The organism is Achromobacter sp. Root565 (genome assembly GCF_001427425.1).
Taxonomy (GTDB): Bacteria; Pseudomonadota; Gammaproteobacteria; order Burkholderiales; family Burkholderiaceae_B; genus Achromobacter; species Achromobacter spanius_D.
This window is the reverse complement of record NZ_LMGO01000001.1, coordinates 655,236-672,391: the sequence shown is the minus strand read 5'-3', so window position 1 is coordinate 672,391 and position 17,156 is coordinate 655,236. Positions and strand designations below refer to the sequence as shown.

At 65.7% G+C, this 17,156-nt stretch carries 18 protein-coding genes; 4 read left to right on the top strand and 14 right to left on the bottom strand.

Annotated elements, in window-relative coordinates; translation table 11 throughout:
- Positions 1-5: 5 nt before the first annotated feature.
- Entirely contained in the window at positions 6-2,207 is a 2,202-nt protein-coding gene (locus ASD71_RS02955; RefSeq protein WP_056566357.1) for a TonB-dependent siderophore receptor, read from the bottom strand.
- Positions 2,208-2,309: 102 nt separating this feature from the next.
- On the opposite strand from ASD71_RS02955, the gene ASD71_RS02950 reads away from it, so the two are divergent.
- Complete coding sequence (locus ASD71_RS02950; RefSeq protein WP_235512012.1) at positions 2,310-3,305, top strand: AraC family transcriptional regulator; 996 nt, start codon at positions 2,310-2,312, stop codon at positions 3,303-3,305.
- A 44-nt stretch (positions 3,306-3,349) separates the two neighbouring features.
- Here ASD71_RS02950 and ASD71_RS02945 read toward each other — a convergent pair whose 3' ends face one another.
- Complete coding sequence (locus ASD71_RS02945) at positions 3,350-3,709, bottom strand: hypothetical protein (RefSeq protein ID WP_056559709.1); 360 nt, start codon at positions 3,707-3,709, stop codon at positions 3,350-3,352.
- 52 nt (positions 3,710-3,761) lie between these two features.
- Between ASD71_RS02945 and ASD71_RS02940 the strand changes: the two genes are divergently transcribed.
- Positions 3,762-4,124, top strand: a complete 363-nt coding sequence (locus ASD71_RS02940) for a glyoxalase superfamily protein (RefSeq protein ID WP_056566353.1) — start codon at positions 3,762-3,764, stop codon at positions 4,122-4,124.
- 10 nt (positions 4,125-4,134) lie between these two features.
- On the opposite strand, the gene ASD71_RS02935 is transcribed toward ASD71_RS02940, so the two are convergent.
- From ASD71_RS02935 to gtdA, 12 genes are all read right to left on the bottom strand, one after another.
- On the bottom strand, positions 4,135-4,827 hold the full coding sequence (locus tag ASD71_RS02935) for an ABC transporter ATP-binding protein (RefSeq protein WP_056559706.1): 693 nt from the start codon (positions 4,825-4,827) through the stop codon (positions 4,135-4,137).
- Entirely contained in the window at positions 4,827-5,576 is a 750-nt protein-coding gene (locus ASD71_RS02930; RefSeq protein ID WP_056559703.1) for an ABC transporter ATP-binding protein, read from the bottom strand. Before ASD71_RS02930 ends, ASD71_RS02935 begins: the two co-directional genes overlap by 1 nt.
- Positions 5,573-6,535: a branched-chain amino acid ABC transporter permease gene (locus ASD71_RS02925; RefSeq protein ID WP_056566351.1), complete on the bottom strand. Its 963-nt coding sequence runs from the start codon at positions 6,533-6,535 to the stop codon at positions 5,573-5,575. The genes ASD71_RS02930 and ASD71_RS02925 overlap by 4 nt, the downstream gene beginning before the upstream one ends.
- Before the next feature lie 134 nt (positions 6,536-6,669).
- The gene (locus ASD71_RS02920; RefSeq protein ID WP_082578766.1) at positions 6,670-7,584 is read right to left on the bottom strand and encodes a branched-chain amino acid ABC transporter permease; all 915 of its coding nucleotides are present in this window, start codon (positions 7,582-7,584) and stop codon (positions 6,670-6,672) included.
- Positions 7,585-7,663: 79 nt separating this feature from the next.
- Positions 7,664-8,842, bottom strand: coding sequence for an ABC transporter substrate-binding protein (locus ASD71_RS02915; protein ID WP_056559701.1), 1,179 nt, complete (start codon positions 8,840-8,842; stop codon positions 7,664-7,666).
- Between the two features lie 97 nt (positions 8,843-8,939).
- Entirely contained in the window at positions 8,940-10,163 is a 1,224-nt protein-coding gene (locus ASD71_RS02910; RefSeq protein WP_056559697.1) for a 3-hydroxybenzoate 6-monooxygenase, read from the bottom strand.
- Between the two features lie 17 nt (positions 10,164-10,180).
- Positions 10,181-11,533: an FAD-dependent oxidoreductase gene (locus ASD71_RS02905; RefSeq protein ID WP_056559694.1), complete on the bottom strand. Its 1,353-nt coding sequence runs from the start codon at positions 11,531-11,533 to the stop codon at positions 10,181-10,183.
- 63 nt (positions 11,534-11,596) lie between these two features.
- The gene (locus tag ASD71_RS02900) at positions 11,597-12,610 is read right to left on the bottom strand and encodes a tripartite tricarboxylate transporter substrate binding protein (protein ID WP_056559690.1); all 1,014 of its coding nucleotides are present in this window, start codon (positions 12,608-12,610) and stop codon (positions 11,597-11,599) included.
- Positions 12,603-12,983, bottom strand: coding sequence for a chorismate mutase (locus ASD71_RS02895; RefSeq protein WP_056559687.1), 381 nt, complete (start codon positions 12,981-12,983; stop codon positions 12,603-12,605). The genes ASD71_RS02900 and ASD71_RS02895 overlap by 8 nt, the downstream gene beginning before the upstream one ends.
- Positions 12,980-13,618 (bottom strand): maleylacetoacetate isomerase, encoded by a 639-nt coding sequence (gene maiA, locus ASD71_RS02890; RefSeq protein WP_056559684.1) that lies wholly within the window; start codon positions 13,616-13,618, stop codon positions 12,980-12,982. Before maiA ends, ASD71_RS02895 begins: the two co-directional genes overlap by 4 nt.
- Positions 13,619-13,633: 15 nt before the next feature.
- A complete protein-coding gene (locus ASD71_RS02885) occupies positions 13,634-14,332 on the bottom strand; it encodes a fumarylacetoacetate hydrolase family protein (protein ID WP_056559681.1) in 699 nt (232 codons plus the stop codon).
- 52 nt (positions 14,333-14,384) lie between these two features.
- The gene (gene gtdA / locus ASD71_RS02880; protein WP_056559677.1) at positions 14,385-15,452 is read right to left on the bottom strand and encodes a gentisate 1,2-dioxygenase; all 1,068 of its coding nucleotides are present in this window, start codon (positions 15,450-15,452) and stop codon (positions 14,385-14,387) included.
- Between the two features lie 184 nt (positions 15,453-15,636).
- Between gtdA and ASD71_RS02875 the strand changes: the two genes are divergently transcribed.
- Positions 15,637-16,572 (top strand): LysR family transcriptional regulator, encoded by a 936-nt coding sequence (locus tag ASD71_RS02875; protein WP_056559673.1) that lies wholly within the window; start codon positions 15,637-15,639, stop codon positions 16,570-16,572.
- Positions 16,569-17,123 (top strand): hypothetical protein, encoded by a 555-nt coding sequence (locus tag ASD71_RS02870; protein WP_056559670.1) that lies wholly within the window; start codon positions 16,569-16,571, stop codon positions 17,121-17,123. The genes ASD71_RS02875 and ASD71_RS02870 overlap by 4 nt, the downstream gene beginning before the upstream one ends.
- Positions 17,124-17,156 lie beyond the last annotated feature (33 nt).

The following is a 17,156-nucleotide window of genomic DNA, read 5'->3' as shown; positions in this document are numbered from 1 at the left end:
GGCCTTTACCAGCGATACCGCAACGTCGCCATCACCGTGCGCTCCGCACCCCAATAGCAGCTCACGGCCGTGCCCAGGCAGTTGGCCACGTAACGCTTGTCGAACAGATTGGACACGTTCAACGCGACCTGCGCGCCGGCGAGAGCCGGGCTGGCGCGACCCAGGTCGTAGCGGATCGCCGCATCGACCAACGTCACGGCCGGAATGGCGTAGTTGTTGTTCAGATCGCCATAGAATCCGCCGCGGTACGTCACGCCGGCGCCCAGGCCCACGCCTTGCAACGGGCCGTCGCGCAGCGTGTAGTCTGCCCACAGGGCGGCCTGATGGCGCGGCACGAAGTTGAGCTGATTGCCGCGCTGCGCGGGATTGTTGCTCTTGGTGATCTCGCTGTCGCTAAGCGCGTAAGACATCGTCAGATCCAGGCCGTTCTCGAAACTGGCCTTGCCCTCCAGCTCCAGCCCCTGCACCTGAACCCGGCCGGTCTGCACGACAAAGCTGGTATTGACCGGGTCCGGCGTGCTGACGTTGTTCTGGTTGATCTGGAACGCCGACAGTGTCACGAAGCTGGCGTAGCCGTTGGGCTGGAACTTGATGCCGGCTTCATACTGCTCACCGGTCGTTGGCTTGAGCGGGGATCCGTCGCGCAGCACGCCCGTTACGGGCTGGAAAGACGTGGAATAGCTGAGATAGGGCGCCAGGCCGTTGTCAAAGCGATACGTGACGCCGAGGCGGCCGGTGAAGCGGTTGGCGTCGGCATCGCGCGAGGTCCACGCCCACTGCCCGGCGCTGCCGCGTGCGCCGGTATCGGTGGTGCCTTCGGTCCAGTCGTAACGGCCCACCAGCGTGAACAGCAGCCGGTCAAGTTCGATCTGGTCCTGCGCGTACACCCCCAACTGGTTGCGCGTCATGTTGATCTTGGTGGCCGTGGGCGGACGCGTCACGGGCGTTCCGTAGTCAGGGTTGAACACGTCGAACAGCGGCGAAGCCGGCGGCAGCATCAGCCCCAGGCTGCTTTCGTTGTAGCGCGACTTTTCCCTCAGATAATCCAGGCCGAAGGTGAGGTCGTGGCGTGTGGGGCCGGCCGTGAATTTGGCGTTCAACTGGTTGTCGACCTGGAACGCATGCGATGTTTCGGGGAAGGCCCAGGCGTACCGGATCGCCTGGGTTTCCGACGTCATCGCGCCGATCTGCACGCGGCGGGTGTTGGTGTCAACGTTCGTGTACCGGGCGCTTTGCCGTACGCTCCAGGTGTCGTTCAGACGGTGGTCCAGCGTGTAGCCAACCATGGTCTGCTCGTTGGTGAAGATGTCGTAGCCGGGTTCGCCCACGAAGCGGTCTCGCGGAATGTAGCCGGCGCTGCTCTTTTCCAGCGTCCCGATGACCGGCAGCACCGGCGCGCCACCGCCACCGTGGCTGGTGATCTTCTGATACTGCACATTCAGATTCAGGCTGGTGTCAGATGACGGGCGCCAGGTGAAGCTGGGCGCGATGAACTGGCGTTCATCGTCGACGTGCTGGTACTGCGTGTCGCTATCGCGCAAGGTGCCGGTCAGGCGATACAGGAATTTGCCTTCGTCGTCGGCGGGCCCGGAAAAGTCGAACGATCCCTGGTACCGGTTGAAGCTGCCCGCCTGCAGGACGACCTCATTGATCGGCTCGGCAGTGGGACGCTTGCTGGTCATGTTCACCAGCCCGCCCGGGGCGCTCTGGCCGTAGAGGCCAGACGACGGTCCCTTCAGGATCTCTATCCGTTCCAGGCCATAGGTGTCGATGCGCGGCTGCGCATATCCCCGCGCGCCGAAGGGCAGAAGCAGGCCATCCAGATAGCGCGCCGGGGTGAACCCGCGGATGGTCAGCCAGTCATAGCGCACGTCGTTGTCGCCGTACTGGGCGAAGATGCCCGGCGTGTAGCGGACGGCCTGCGCCAGCGAGGTCACGCCGCGCCAGTCCATTTCATTGCGGGTGATGACGTTGATGGTCTGGGGCGTGTCGATCAGGGCCGCGTCCGACTTGGTGCCGGACCGGCTGCGCGTGGCGACGAAGTCGGCGCCGGAGGTCGGCGACGCATCGCTCGATCCTTGCACCACGACCGGGGACAGCGTGGAAACATCGGCGGCCGCCGATGGAGCGGGTTGCGCGCCGACGGACGCGGACGCCGCAAAGGCTGCGAGCAATGCCAATGGCAACGGCTTGACGGAGAAGAACACGGGGGTTACCACCTGATCAATTTATAATTAACAAGAATCATTCCTGTGCGACGGCATGATTCCAGAAGCGCCGCCGGATGTCTGACGATTTTGCGGCGCCAATTGACGGTTTTGCTGCACTCAACGCAATTGCGCTTGTTACCCATGCCCGCTGTGCTCTCGCTCGACCCGTATACCGCTCCAGTCAAGCCTCACGAATGGTGGCGAGGCACACTTCCCACGGTGCCCGCGACGCAGGACTGGGAAAACGTCATCCAGTGCGTGGTGCGCGTCGAGGAAGGCGTCAGCGTGGTGGTGCTGGACGGCTGCCCATCGGCTGCGCTGACGATTCCGGCGCCGGGCGCACCGGTGTTCGGCATGCAGGTATGGCTGGAGGGCGACGCAGTGCTGGCGCTGGACGGCGGCAAGCCACTGAAAGTGTCCGGGGGCGTGGCGCTGCTCTTCAACCACGAGCAACCAGTGGGCTGGACCACGCACCTTTACGCGAAGCGGCGCGTCCGGATGCTGGATATCCGATACACCCCCGATGCCCTGGCCCGTGCAGGCGACTCGGCACCCATCACCCTGCTCACCCGGCGGTTTCGCCAAGACGTCAGCGTGCCGACCCACGGATCGTTGGTGGCATCGCTGGACGCGCCCGCCAGCCTGCTGACGTTGGCTACCGATATTTCACGCGACGCGCCGACGGCTCCCGAGGCGCGCCGGATCTGGTATCGCGCCAAGTCGCTCGAGATGCTGGCTGCCTTTGTGGAATTGCTTTCAGTGCCGGAAGTGCTGAAGGGGCCCGCCGCAGAGGAGCGTCAGCAGGTGCAGCAAGCTTGCCGTCTGCTGCGGGAACGCTGCTCGGAACATTGGCCGCCGGGGCGTGTCGCGCGGGCGGTGGGTTTGTCAGAAAGACGGCTTCAGGAATTGATGCGCGAAAACGTCGGCCGTTCGGTTCACGCCTATCTGAGCGACGCGCGGCTGGTTCGCGCTTCGGACCTGCTGCGCAGCGGCATGAGCGTGACGCAGGTGGCCGGCGACTTGGGGTATTCAAGCCTCAGTCATTTCAGCAAGATCTTCAAGGCGCGATACGGCGCATCGCCACGCGCCTGGTAAGGCGCCGAACGTGCGCCGCGGAAACGTCGTTCAACCGATGCGCATCAAACCGCCGGCCCCTCGATCAGCCACTGCAACATCCTTTGCAGCGAATCCCGGTCATACTCCGCATCGGTAAGCCGGTATTGCTCCGGATCGCGGTTCACCCAGGAATCGGTCACCGTCCATGCATCGCCGTCCTGCTGCAGCCGAAGTGCATAAATCCAGTTGCCGGTCCAACTCCGATGCAAACGCAGCCAGCCGTCGTGCAGGTAGATGAACCATTTGTCTTCCATTTCCTTCGGCACGAAGCCTTGCTGCAAGCGGGCGTACTCGTCGGCGGTATAACGCCCCTGAAAATGCAGCGGTTCACGCTGCGCCGGCGCAGGCAGGTGCTTCCAGGAGTCTTGGGTGGCGATGGGCATGTAGGTGCTTCTGTTCTATGCTGAATCCCTCGCATACTACCAAGGCCGCGCCATGCACCTTCAAGCCGCCATTCCGATCCTGCGCATTTTCTCCGTGGAAAAGGCGCGCGACTTTTACCTGGATTTTCTTGGGTTCACCTGGGATTGGGAGCATCGCTTCGAAGCCGGGTTTCCGCTGTACGCGCAGGTGCATCGCGGGGATCTGGTGCTGCATCTGTCCGAGCATCATGGCGATGCGACGCCGGGGTCGGCGGTGTTTGTGCGGATGCAGGGCGTTGATGAATACCACGCGGAAGTCAGCGCCAGAAAGTATGCCTACATGCGGCCCGGCGTCCAGGAGATGCCGTGGGGGCGCGTGATGGCGGTGATCGATCCGTTTGGCAATCGGCTGAGCTTTTGCGAATCGCAGGACTAGCGGCTGGCGGCTAAACCCCCAGATAGCGGTGCGCCAGGTCGGGCTGCGCGCCCAGTTCGGCGGGGCTGCCTTGCCAGACAACGCGACCCTTTTCCAGAACGTGGTGCCGGTCCACCAAGGTCGCCATTTCCTTGAGGTTCTTGTCGATTACAAGAATGGTCTGGCCTTCTTCCTTCAAGCGGCGCAGGCAGTTCCAGATTTCCTGGCGGATCAAAGGCGCCAAGCCTTCGGTGGCTTCGTCCAGGATGAGCAGACGCGGGTTGATGAGCAGGGCGCGGCCGACGGCCAGCATCTGCTGTTCGCCGCCGGAAAGCGTGCGGGCCGATTGGGTGCGGCGTTCCTTCAGGCGCGGGAACAGGTCGAAGACGCGGCCGACGTGCCAGCCGGCGCGGGTGTTGCGGGCGGTGGCGACCAGGTTTTCCTCGACGGACAACGACCCGAACACGCGGCGGCCTTCTGGAACGAGGCCGATGCCTAGCTGCGCGATGCGGTGCGGGGCCATGCCGGTGATGGGCTTGCCGTCGAGCAGGATGGCGCCGCCCTGCGCGGGCAGCATGCCCATCAAGGTCTTGACGGTAGTGGTCTTGCCCATGCCGTTGCGGCCGATCAGCGAGACGACCTGCCGGGGCGCGATATCCATGTCGACGCCGAAGAGCACTTTGCTGGCGCCATAGCCGCCCAGCAGTTGGTTCACTTGCAGCATCAGTCCTCCTCGCCCAGGTAGGCGGCGCGCACGTCGGGATGGCGGCGCACCTCGTCGGGCGTGCCGGTGAAAATGGTTTTGCCGTAAACCAGCACGGTGACGCGATCGGCCAGCGCGAACACGGCGTCCATGTCGTGTTCGACCAGCAGGATGGCGTAACGGCCCTTCAGGGTCTGGAGCAGCGCGGTCATGCGTTGCGATTCCTCGGCGCCCATGCCGGCCATGGGCTCGTCCAGCAGCAGCACGGACGCGTCCAGCGACAGCGCCATGGCCAGTTCCAGCTGGCGCTTCTCACCGTGCGCCAGCGCCGACACGCGCACGCTGGCGCGTCCGGCCAGACCGACGCGTTCGAGCGCGTCGCGCGCCGGTTCGCGCAGCCGGGCCATGCGCCGCGCGTTGCGCCACAGGTTGAAGCCGCCGGGGCTGTGCGCCTGCACTGCCATGGCGACGTTGTCTTCGGCGGTGAAGTCTGGGTAGAGCTGGCTGATCTGAAATGACCGGGCCAGGCCTGCGGCCGGACGCCGGTGGGCGGGCATGCGGGTGATGTCGGCGCCGTCGAGCCAGATGCTGCCGGCGTCGGGCAGGATTTCACCGCTGATCTGCGAGAGCAGGGTGGTCTTGCCCGCGCCGTTGGGGCCGATGAGGGCGTGCAGTTCGCCGGGGCGGACCGCCAGGTCGACGCCCTGGGTGGCGTGCACCGCGCCAAAGGATTTCTGCAGGCCGCGGATTTCCAGTTTGGGGCTCGTCATTGTTTACCTCCCGCCAACCAGCCGTACACGCCGCGTTTTCCGAAGAGCACCACCAGCACCAGCACGGGGCCCAGGATCAGCATCCAGTGTTCGGTCCAGCCGGTGGCAACCTGCTCCAGGCCCAGGTATACGGCCACGCCGAGCACGGGGCCGAAGATCGAGCCCATGCCGCCCAGGATGACCATTGCCATCAGTTCGCCGGACTTCTGCCAGGCCGACATGTCGGGGCTGACAAAGAGTGCGTAGTTGGCCCACAGCGCGCCGGCAAGTCCGGTGCCGGCGGCTGACAGTACGAACGCCGTAAGGCGGTAGCGCAGCGGCGCCAAGCCCAGTCCGATGCTGCGGCGGGGATTCTGCTTGATGCTTTGCAGCGCCATGCCGAAGGGCGAATTGACGATGCGCCGGCACACGATGATCCAGACGGTCATGAGCGCCAGGCACACGTAGTAGAAGGTGGTTGGATCGTTCAGGTTCAGCCCGGGCAGCGTGTTGCGCGCATCGATGGACAGGCCGTCGTCGCCGCCGTACACCATCAGCCCGACAAGGATGAAGTACAGCATCTGCCCGAAGGCGAGCGTGATCATGATGAATTGCACGCCGGTGGTGCGCAGCGACAGAAAGCCCACCACCAGTCCGGCCAGCGCGGCAACGGCGATGGCAAGCGGCCACATGACGAGCGCGGCGTTGCTGCCGCTCCAGCCGAACAGCGTCTCGCCCTGGTCGACGTGAAAGGCGGCGATGCCGATGACGTAGCCGCCCAGACCGAAGAACGCGGCGTGGCCGAAGCTGACCATGGCGCCGTAGCCCAGGATCAGGTCCAGGCTGACAGCCGCGATGGCGTAGATGAGAAAGCGCGTCATGAGGTTGACGAGAAAGCTCTCGCCCGTGGCCTGCGCGATGGCCGGCACCAGCACGAAAAGCAGCAGCCCGATGGCGTTGACGATGACGCTGCGGGTCAGGCGCGGTCTGCCTGCGGTGTAGGTGTCTGACACCCCCGATGCACGGTCGTGGCATGCGGCGTTTGCGTCAGGGGTGTCAGACACCGGGGCAACTGCGGCAGACGGTGGAATTGATCTGGTCATGAATATCTTTCCTATCGCTGGGCCGGCACCAGTCCGCGCGGCTTGAACAGCAGCACGATGGCCATCAGGATGTAGATGCTGGCGGACACGAGGCTTGAACTCGCGGAGTCCGATAGCTCGGGCGGCAGCAGGCGCGACATCCAGAAGGGGATGTAGGCGCGCCCCAGCGCATCGGTCATGCCGATCATCAGCGACCCGACCAGCGCGCCGCGCACGGAGCCAACGCCTCCGACCACGATGACGACGAACGTGGTGATGAGGATGCGCTCGCCCATGCCGATCTCCACCGCCAACAGGGGCGCGGCCATGACGCCAGCAAAGCCGCAGAGCAGGGCGCCCAGCGTGAAGATCAGCGTGAAGAGGCGCTGAATGTTCACGCCCAGCGCGTCGACCATTTCGCCATCGTCTGCACCAGCGCGCACCAGCATGCCGACCCGTGTGCGCGAGATCAGCAGCCACAGGCCCACCGCCACCAGCGCGCCCGCGCCGATGAAGGCGAGCCGCATGATGGGATAGTTCAACCCGGGCAGGAGCGCGACGGACCCGGACAGGAAGGGCGGGATATCCATGAAGGGCGGACTGCGGCCGAACAGCACGGTGACCAGCTCATTGGTGAACAGGGTTAGCCCCAGCGTGGCCAGCACCTGATCCAGGTGGTCGCGCCGGTAAAGGTGGCGGATGACCAGCAGTTCGATCACCAGTCCGTACAGCGCCGCGCCGGCGAGCGCGGCCAGCAGGGCGGCCGCGAACGAGCCCGTGGAGGCCGCCGCGCTGGCCGCGCAGAACGCGCCCACCATGTAGAACGAGCCGTGCGTCAAGTTGATGACGTTCATGATGCCGAAAACCAGCGTCAAACCCGCCGACAACAGAAACAGCAAGGCGCTGTACTGCAGGCCATTCAGGACCTGCTCCAGGAACATCAGCATTACGACTCCTTCTTGGGAGAGCCTGTTTGGCGAGGCCGCGCGGCGCCGGCGAGCCCGGCGCCGCGCACCTTGTGCCGCGTCATGGCATCTTGCAGTCCGCCGCGTGCACGTCGGTGTGGTCGCGCGCAAGCACCTTCAGGTTCTTGTAGACCAGCTTGCCGTCGGGGCCCGCTTCAATGTGCAGCAGATACCAGTCCTGAATCGGATGCTGGTTCGATCCGAACTTGAACTTGCCGCGCACGCTGGGAAAGTCGGCGCGCCGCAGGGCATTGCGGAAGTCGTCGGGTTTGCCGGTGATGTCGCCGTTCACGGCTTTCAAGGCGGAGCCGATCAGATTGGCCGTGTCGTAGGCCTGGGCCGCGTAGGCGGTGGGCGGGCGGTTGTAGGCTTTGGTGAAGGCCTCGACGAAGTGCTTGCTCTGCGGGTTGTCCAGGTCGGCGCTCCACAGCGAACTCAGGTAAAAGCCCTTGCCCGCGGTGCCCGTTGCCGCCAGCATGCGGTCGTCCATCGAGTAGATGGGCGTGATCATCTTGATCTTGTCTGCCAGCCCCGAGTTGGCGAACTGCTTGGTCAGGTTGATGCCTGCACCGCCCGGATGAAACTGAAAGATGGCGTCGGGATTGAGCGAGCGGATGCGCGCCAGCTCCACCGAGAAGTCGGCCTGCTCGAGCTTGGTGTAGATCTCGTCGGCGATCTCGCCTTTGTACGTGCGCTTGAAGCCGGCAATGGCGTCGCGGCCGGCCTGGTAGTTCGGGGCCATGATGACCACGCGCTTGGCGCCCAGCTCGTTGGCGGCCATGCCGGCGGTGTCGGCGTAGGAGTCGTTCTGGAACGCCACCGAGAAATAATTGGGGTTGCAGGCCTTGCCCGCGAAGTTGGACGGGCCGGCGTTCAGGCTGACGTAGAAGGCGCCGGCGTTGAGCACGGTAGGCCCGACGGCGGCCATGACGTTCGAAAAATTGATGCCGGTGAACAGACGCACGCCGCCTTGCACCATCTTGTCGGCGATCTGCTTGGCGTTGGCGGGCTTGAGCGCGTCGTCCTCGACGCGCACGTTGACCGGCACGCCGCCCAGCTTGCCGCCGCCTTCCTTGACGGCCAGCATGAAGGCATCGCGCTCGTCTTCGCCGATGTAGCCGGCGGGCGTGGACAGGGTGCCGATGAATCCGATGTCCACGGGTTTCTGCTGGGCGCTGGCCGAGTACGAGGCCAATGACAGCATGACGGCGGCCGCGCCGCGGATGGTGCTTTTGTGCATGGTTGTCTCCTCTTGTACTGATGCTTGTATGCCGGATGCGCTTTGGCAATCGGCGTTTTACGTGTTGCGTCTGCTGAGACGTCTATTGCTGCGTCGATTACTGCGGCATGCCTCCCGCCAGGCAGTTTTCTACCCTCCACCCATACAGCCACTGCAGTGCGTCCTGGAACTGGGCCTGGCTGCGCCCCGTCCACAGCATGTTGCGCACGGTGCGTTCCACGCCGCGCGCGTGATAGAGCCTGCCCATTTCGCGTGTGGACCACACCACGCGCGCAGTGCGCGGGATGCGGACCGATTCGTACAACCGGAAGGCGGCGGGCAGGTCGTGCTCGCACTGCCTGATGGCCTCGCCCAGCGTCACGGCGTCTTCCAGCGCCATGCAGGCGCCCTGCGCCATGTATTGCGTCATGGGATGGGCGGCGTCGCCCAGGATCGTGACGCGGCCCTCGCCCCAACGTTCCACGGGTTCGCGATCGGCGGTCGCCCAGCGCTTCCATGAAGTTGGTCTGTCCAGCATCTGGTGCGGCGTGGGGTGGATGCCCTGGAAGTACGACAGCACCTCTTCCTTGCTGCCTTCCCGCACGCCCCATTCTTCCTGTACGCGGCTATGGAAGGTGACGACCAGGTTGTATTGCTGCCCGCCGCGCAGCGGGTAGTGCACCAGGTGGCAATGCGGCCCGGCCCATAGCACCGGGGCGTTGATGCGCAGCTCACGAGGCATGTTCTCCTCGTCAACCACCGCGCGGTAGACGACGTGGCCCGTGACGCGCGCCGGATCGCCCACCATGCGCTCGCGGATCACGGACTTGACGCCGTCGGCGCCCACCACCGCATCGGCCCGGTACCGGTTGCCTTGCGTGTCCACGACTTCCACACCGTGTTCGTCCTGCGCCATGCTGGCGATCTGCGTGGACGTGCGGAACTGGATCAGCGGGTCCCGCTGCACGGCCTCCAGGATCGACAGATGGATGTCTGCGCGATGGATCACCGCGTACGGGCCGCCAAACCGCGCGCGGAACGCCTCGCCGGTGTCGATGCGCACGACCTCCTTGGCGTCCACCGCATCCATCATGATGATGTGGTCGGTGAAGACTGCGCGCTCGCGCGCCGTACGGCCCACGCCCAGCGCATCCAGCGCCGCGAAGGCATTGGGGCCGAGCTGGATGCCGGCGCCGATCTCGCCGATGTGCGCCGCCTGCTCCAGCAATTGCACGGCGATTCCCTGCCGCGTCAACGCCAGCGCGGCCGCCAGCCCGCCGATGCCGCCGCCCACGACGATCACGGTTTGCGTCTTCGGCTTTGCAGCCTGGTTCTTAGTCATGTCGGAATCTCGCGGGATCAGTCGTGGCCGCCCAGGAAGGCGCCCTGTTGCTTCAATTGCGCCTGCAGCGCGGGGATGGAAACGTCGCCGGGCGCGATACCGTCGCGTAGCGCCATCGCGGATGCGGTCCCCGCGGCCTCGCCCATGACGAAGCAGCTACCGCTGACGCGCGCCGCGGACTGGCCCTCGTGCGTCATCGACGCGCAGCGGCCGGCCACCAGCACATTGCTGGCCACGCCCGCACCGCGCCGCGGCACCATCATGCGAAACGGCAGCTGGTTGTAGCCACGCGATTCGGGAATGGGCGGCCATACCCACTTCACGTCGCCTGCCATGTGCATCTCCAGCGGCCAGCCGTTCACGCCGATGCTGTCGGGAAAGTCCGCGCAGCCCAGCACATGCTCCTGCGTCAGCACGGCCTTGCCCAGGATGCGGCGCGTCTCGCGGATGCCCAGCTGCGGGGCGATGTCCAGCACATAAGCCTGTTCGAAGCCAGGCACCTTGGCGCGCAGGAACGCCAGGTACTTCATGATCTGCCGGCGGCCTTCCAGCTCGCCTGCCGACAAGGAATCCGCGTCCGTCCCGTCGGCCGCGCTGCCGTCCGCGTTGGCCAGCTGCGTGACGTTGACGCGCCATTCGTAATCGTGCTTTTGCGGGCGAACGATGGCGCCTTTGCGCGGAAACGTGAATTCGCCGCTGGCCGCGGCCTCGTCCATCAGCGCGGGGATGGTCTTCCAGGCCTCTTGCGCGCGCGCGCCGTCGACGTTGCCCACCTTGAACATCAGCGTGGGGTAGAGCATGTGGCCGTGGGCGTCGCCCTTTTCAAACGGCAGGCCGCCCCACTGCGCCATATCGGCGTCGCCCGAGCAATCGATGAAGATCTTTGCCCGCACGGCACAGCGGCCGGACTTGGTTTCCAGGAACAGCGCGTCCACGCGGCCCTGTTCGTCGCGCGTCAGACCCGTGGCCAGCGCATGGAACAGCAACTGCGCGCCGCTGTCCTGCACCAGGCCGTCGGCCGCGCACTTGAAGGCCGAGATGTCGTAGGCCTGCGCGTGAATCTTGCCCAGGATCAGGTGCGGATCGTTCAGTCCGTCCATCGCGCGCATGCGGTCCAGCAGGTCATTGGTCATGCCGTGCACCACCTGCCGGATGTCGCCGTGTATGTTGGCGTGCAAGCCGCAGAAGTTGGACACGCCGGCGGCGGTGCCCATGCCGCCCAGGAAACCGTATCGCTCCACCAGCAGCACGCTCGCGCCATTGCGCGCGGCGCTGGCGGCCGCCAGCACGCCGGCTGGGCCGCCGCCCAGGACGACGACCTCGTACTCGCCATACAGCGGCACCTGACGGGCGGGTTCGGTGATGACCATCTGACTCTCCTTGCTTTCATTGCAGCCGGCGCGCGGCGTCCTTATTGGCCCTCTTTGGCCTTCTTACTGGCCCTTGATGCCCAGCTTCTTGATCAGGGGCTCCCAGCGTTTCAACTCGTCATCCATGTAGGCGCGGAATTGCGCGGGCGTATCGCCCACCGGATCCATGAACTGCGCCTGTAGCCGCTTCGCGACCTCGGGATCGCGAATCGCCTGGATCAGCGCGTCCGACAGCTTCTTCTGCACGTCCGCCGGTGCCTTGGACGACACCACGAAGCCGATCCACGCCGAGCCTTCGATCCCCTGCACACCCACTTCGGCCAGCGTCGGAATGTCGGGTAGCAGCGCGGACCGCTTGGACGACGTCACCGCCAGCGCCTTCAGCCGGCCATCCTTCACCATGGGCATCACCGCAATGGGCGGCAGCGCGGCGAACTGCGTGTCGCCCGACAGCAGCGACGTCAGCGCCGCCGGCGACGACGGGTAGGGAACATGCGTGGCGCGCGCACCGATCTGCTGCAGTAACAGTTCGACCGCCAGATGCGACACCGTGCCCGCGCCCGGCGACGGGAAGTTGAACTTGTCCGGGTTCTTTTTCAGCGCGTCCAGCAGCTGTTCGACGTTGCCGATGCCGGCAGCGGCGGGCACCACCAGCACGTTGGGCTGATGCACCGCCAGCGTCAGCGGCGCCAGGTCCGTGGCGGGTGCATACGGCAGCTTGTCGAACAGCAGCGTGTTGTTCACCAGCGGCCCGGTGATCGAAACACCGAAGGTGTAGCCGTCGGGCTTGGCGTTGGCGATGGCGAACGTGCCGATGTTGCCGCTGGCGCCCGGTTTGTTTTCCACAACGATGGTCTGGCCCAGAATCGCGCCGGCCTTTTCGCTGACGATGCGGGCCACCTGATCAGGGCTGGAGCCTGGGCCGAATGGCACGACTGCCTTGATCGGCTGCGCCGGCCAGACGTCGGCGGCGGTCGCGGTCGCCGTCGCGGCCAGCGGCGCCAGCACGGCGACGCTTAGTGCCGCCAGGCGGCGCGCAACCGCGCGGCCCGGCTGCAAGGTCGAAGCTTCAAGCATGCGTGTCTCCCACGTCCTTCATGGTGTCGAAGTAGGTCTGTTCATTGGCGATGAAGGCGGCAACCATCGCGCGATACGTGGCGTCCACCACCTGCTCCAGATTGGCAAAGCCCCGGTTGTGGCGCTCGGCCAGCGCCCGGGCTTTTTCAAATACCTGGGCCTGCCGCGCGGGCGCGCTGACCTGAAAGGCGTCGCGCTTGAACCGCGCGGCGTCTTTCACGTACATCGCGCGCTCGGCGATCAGCCGCACGATCTCGTCGTCCAGCCGGTCGATGTTGGCGCGCACGTCGGCCAGATTGGCACAAAGCGGGCGATAGGCCGGATCGGTGTACTCGCGCAGCGGCGCGCCATGGGTGTCGGGTTCTTTGCTCACTGGGTGTAGTCCGGTTGCTGCGCGGGCGCAGCCTGCTGGAAGGCGGGTTGCGCATTGCAGTGTTCGACGATGCGCAGAATGCGCGGATAGGCGGACAGGTCGCAGCCCATGCGCTGCGCATTGGCCACCTGCGGCACCAGGCAGCAGTCCGCCAGCGTGGGCGCGTCGCCAAAGCAGTACGCGCCATGTCCGTGACGCGCCAGCAGCGCCTCCACCGCCGTCAGGCCCTCACGGATCCAGTGGTGATACCAGGCGTTCTTCTGCGCGTCAGTCGCGCCCAGCACGTCCTGCAGATAGCGCAGGATGCGCATGTTGTTGACCGGATGGATGTCGCACGAGATCGCATGGGACAGCTCCAGCACGCGGGCGCGCGCCAGCGTGCCGGCAGGGATCAGTGGCGGTTCCGGATGCGTGGCGTCCAGATAGTCGATGATGGCGAGCGATTGCGAAAGCGCCTCCTCGCCATCGACCAGCAACGGCACGCCGGCCGACGGGTTGCGCGCCACGTAGTCCGGCGCCCGCTGCTCCTGCTTGCGCAGGTTCACGGGCAGGTATTCGTAGGACAGGCCCTTGAGCGCAAGCGCGATGCGCACGCGGTAGGAGGTGGAGCTGTTGAAGAAGTTGTGAAGTTGCATGCAAGTCTCCCGGCCTTAAGCCATCTGCACGCTCAGCGTGCCCAGCCCGTCCACGCCGCCGACCATCCTGTCGCCGCGCACCACCGGCCCCACGCCTTCGGGCGTGCCGGTGTAAATCAGGTCCCCGGCTTCCAGACGGAAGTATTTGGAGAGGTACGCAATGGTCTCGGCGATGGACCAGATCAGCTTGCCGACGTCGCTTCGCTGCTTGTCGGCGCCGTTGACCTGCAGCCAGATGTTGGCCTTTTCAATGTCCTTGACCGATTGCGCGGGATGGAGCGGGCCGATGGGCGCGCTCTGGTCAAAAGCCTTGCCTAGTTCCCACGGCCGGCCCGCTTCGCGCATCGACATCTGCAGATCGCGGCGCGTCATGTCCAGGCCGACGGCATACCCCCACACGTGTTGCAGTGCCTCATCGACGGCGATGTTGGCGCCGCCCTTGCCGATGGCCGCGACCAGCTCGATCTCGTAATGCAGGTTCGACGTTTCCGGCGGGTAGGGCAGAGAGAGCGTGCTGCCTTCGGCGACCGGCACCACGGCGTCGGCCGGCTTGCAGAAGAAGAACGGCGGCTCGCGGTCAGGGTCAAAGCCCATCTCGCGCGCATGGGCGGCGTAGTTACGGCCGACGCAGTACACGCGTCGCACGGGAAAACTGTCCTGGCTGCCGGCGATGGGCACAGCTACGGGCGCGGCGGGAGCAAACACAAACGACATGGATCACCCTTTGAAGGCGGAGGGAAATTTGAAAGGCGGTAGCGCGCGGCGGTCAGCCGACGCGCTCTTCGCGCCACAGGCCCAGCGCGTCCTGCACCGGGCGGTCCGAATAACTGAAGAGCGTGGCGTCTTCCAGCGCGGCAAGTTGCACCGGCATCCAGGACGGCGCCACGAACACATCGCGCGGGCCAAAATGAAATTCCTGGTCGCCAATGCGCGCGGTGCCCCGGCCTTCGACGACGCTGTAAACCGTCGAGTCCGTCGTGCGCGTGGTCTTGCCCTGAAAGCCCGCCGGCAGAAACTGCATGAAGGTCGCCATCGTCGGCATGGGATAGCCGCCCGTGGCCGGGTTCAGGTAGCGCAGCTTCACGCCATCCCACGGGTCGAGTTCACCGTGCCGGTAGAGCGCATCCAGCGCTTCGCGGCTGCGCTCGTAGGGATAGTTGAAGATCGGCGACGTGCCGCTGGAAACCTGATGCCGCACGGGCGCCATGTTGTGGCCAAAGCGCGCCATGCTGTCGCCTTCGGGGCGCGTGACGGGCTGCGTGGCGGACGGGTAGTTCTCCGCAAAGCCCGCGTCCAGAAAGCGCAGCAGCGGAATATCCAGGCCATCCAGCCAGACCACCGGCTCGCCGCCTTCGATGGTTTCCGCATTGCCGTGGTCATGCCAGGTCCATGACGGCGTGATGATGAAGTCGCCGGGGTGCATTGTCGTGCGCTCGCCGTTGACGGCGGTGTAGGCGCCGCGGCCTTCCACGATGAAGCGCAGGGCCGACTGCGTGTGGCGATGGCTCGGCGCGATCTCGCCGGGCAGGATGAGCTGCAGGCCCGCGTACAGGCTCTGCGTGATGCTGGCTTGGCCCGGCAGACCAGGGTTTTCCAGAATCAGCACCCGGCGCACGGCTTCTTCCGCCGTGATCAGCGACCCCGACGCCATGACGTCGTCGCGCACGTCGTCGTATTTCCAAAGGGCCGGCACGCAGCGCGGCGCGGGTTGGCGCGGCACCAGGTTGTGCAGCGACTCCCACAGGGGCGCCATGTGTTTCTTGGCGATGCGCGCGTAATAGAGGCCGCGGTCCGTGGCAGCGCTGTCCGCGCCGGTGGGCTGACCGTCGTGCATGGTTGTCTCCTGTATGTCCGGCTGATGCCGGCTTCTACGGGCGGCCGCCGCGTGAGTTCGCGGCTGGTCCTGATATGGAGACGATTATGCGAGAAGGAGCTATGCGGTTTGAAATGAAATTATCTTATTATCCATACCAATAACCATATACATACGAGACAAACCTCCCACCAAGAGGGCCTGCATGGACTGGACCCACCGCCTGCGGCTGCGCAATCTCAAGATGCTGCTCAGCCTGGCCCAGACCCGCAACATCAGCCACTCGGCCGCCATGCTCAACACGACGCAGCCGGGCCTGTCGAAATGGCTGAAGGATCTGGAAGACGATATTGGACTACCGCTCTTCGAGCGCCACGCGCGCGGCCTGCGCCCCACGCCGCACGGCGACGTGCTGATCGCACATGCCCAGCGCGTGGAATCGCAACTGGATCGCGCCAGCGCCGACATGGCCGCGCTGCGCGAGGGCGGCGGCGGACGCGTGGTGATCGGGGCATCCGGCGCGTCGGCGTCCGACACCGTGCCGCTGGCGGTCATGAAGCTGCTTGAGCGCATGCCGCAGGCGCGGGTCAAGCTGGTGGAGGGCACGACGGATCGCCTGCTGGCGCAACTGGCGCAAGGGGATCTGGACATCGTCGTGGGGCGCTCGGCGCCCGAGCATCACGACCCGGCGATCCGCTTCGAGGCGCTTTATCTGGAGCCCATCCACCTCGTGGCGCGGCCCCGCCATCCGCTATTCGCGGTGGAGCAGCCAAGCTGGCAGGATCTGCTGTCCTATCGCTGGATTCTGTGGCCCAAAGGCACGCCCATCCGCAACGCCGTAGACGCCGCGCTCGCCGCGGCGGGACAGGCGCCGCCACCCGACCACGTGGAGTCGAACTCGGTGACGGTCAACCTGACCCTCATCAACAACAGCGACATGATCGGCGTCGCGTCACACCGCGCCGCGCTGCGGTTCTCGCAGATGCGCGCAATGCGCATCATCCCCGTCCGGCTGTCAGGGTTCGGCTCGGTGGCGATGTACTGGCGCGAGGATGCATTCCGGCCGGTGGCGGTCGAGGAGGCGATGGCGGCGCTACGAAACACCGTGGCCGAGCACGCGCCGGGAGTAACCCGGCTATGACACCCGCGCCCGCCTCCGGCCTGAATGCCCTGATCGAACAGTGCCAGAGGCTGGAGGCGGCGCTGAACGCAGGCAAGGATCCGGGGAGGGCGGCGTCGATGCACCGGTTCGTGGCGGAAATGGAAACGGAAGAAGGCCGCGCGCCGCCCGGAACCTGGTCGCCGCTGGTGCTGTCCGTGCTGGTGATGGCGGGCGGATTGGGCGTCGGCATCGAGCTGCTGAGCCTGCTGCTGCGCTTCGTGGGACCGGCAATGGCGGCGTTCGCGCTGGTCGCGGTGTGCGCGGGAACCGCGCTCGCGCTGTCGATCGGGATGGTGCTGATGATGGCCGGGCGAGTGCAGGGCGTGGTGCTGCTGAAGCGGGTCTGTATCGGGTTGATTGTTGTGGGGAGCTTCGGCGGGATCGCCTGGACACAGGGCGACGTCAGGGCCGTGGGGCCCGTTGTTGCGGTGCTTGGCGGGCTGGGGGCCTGGCTGGTGATGAATTCTTCGGGGTTTTATGTGTTTGTGGGGTATCGGGTGGCGTTGCGGTGTTTGGCTCGGAGGGGATAACGATCACGCGTCGTCTGTGTAGCGCTTGAAATG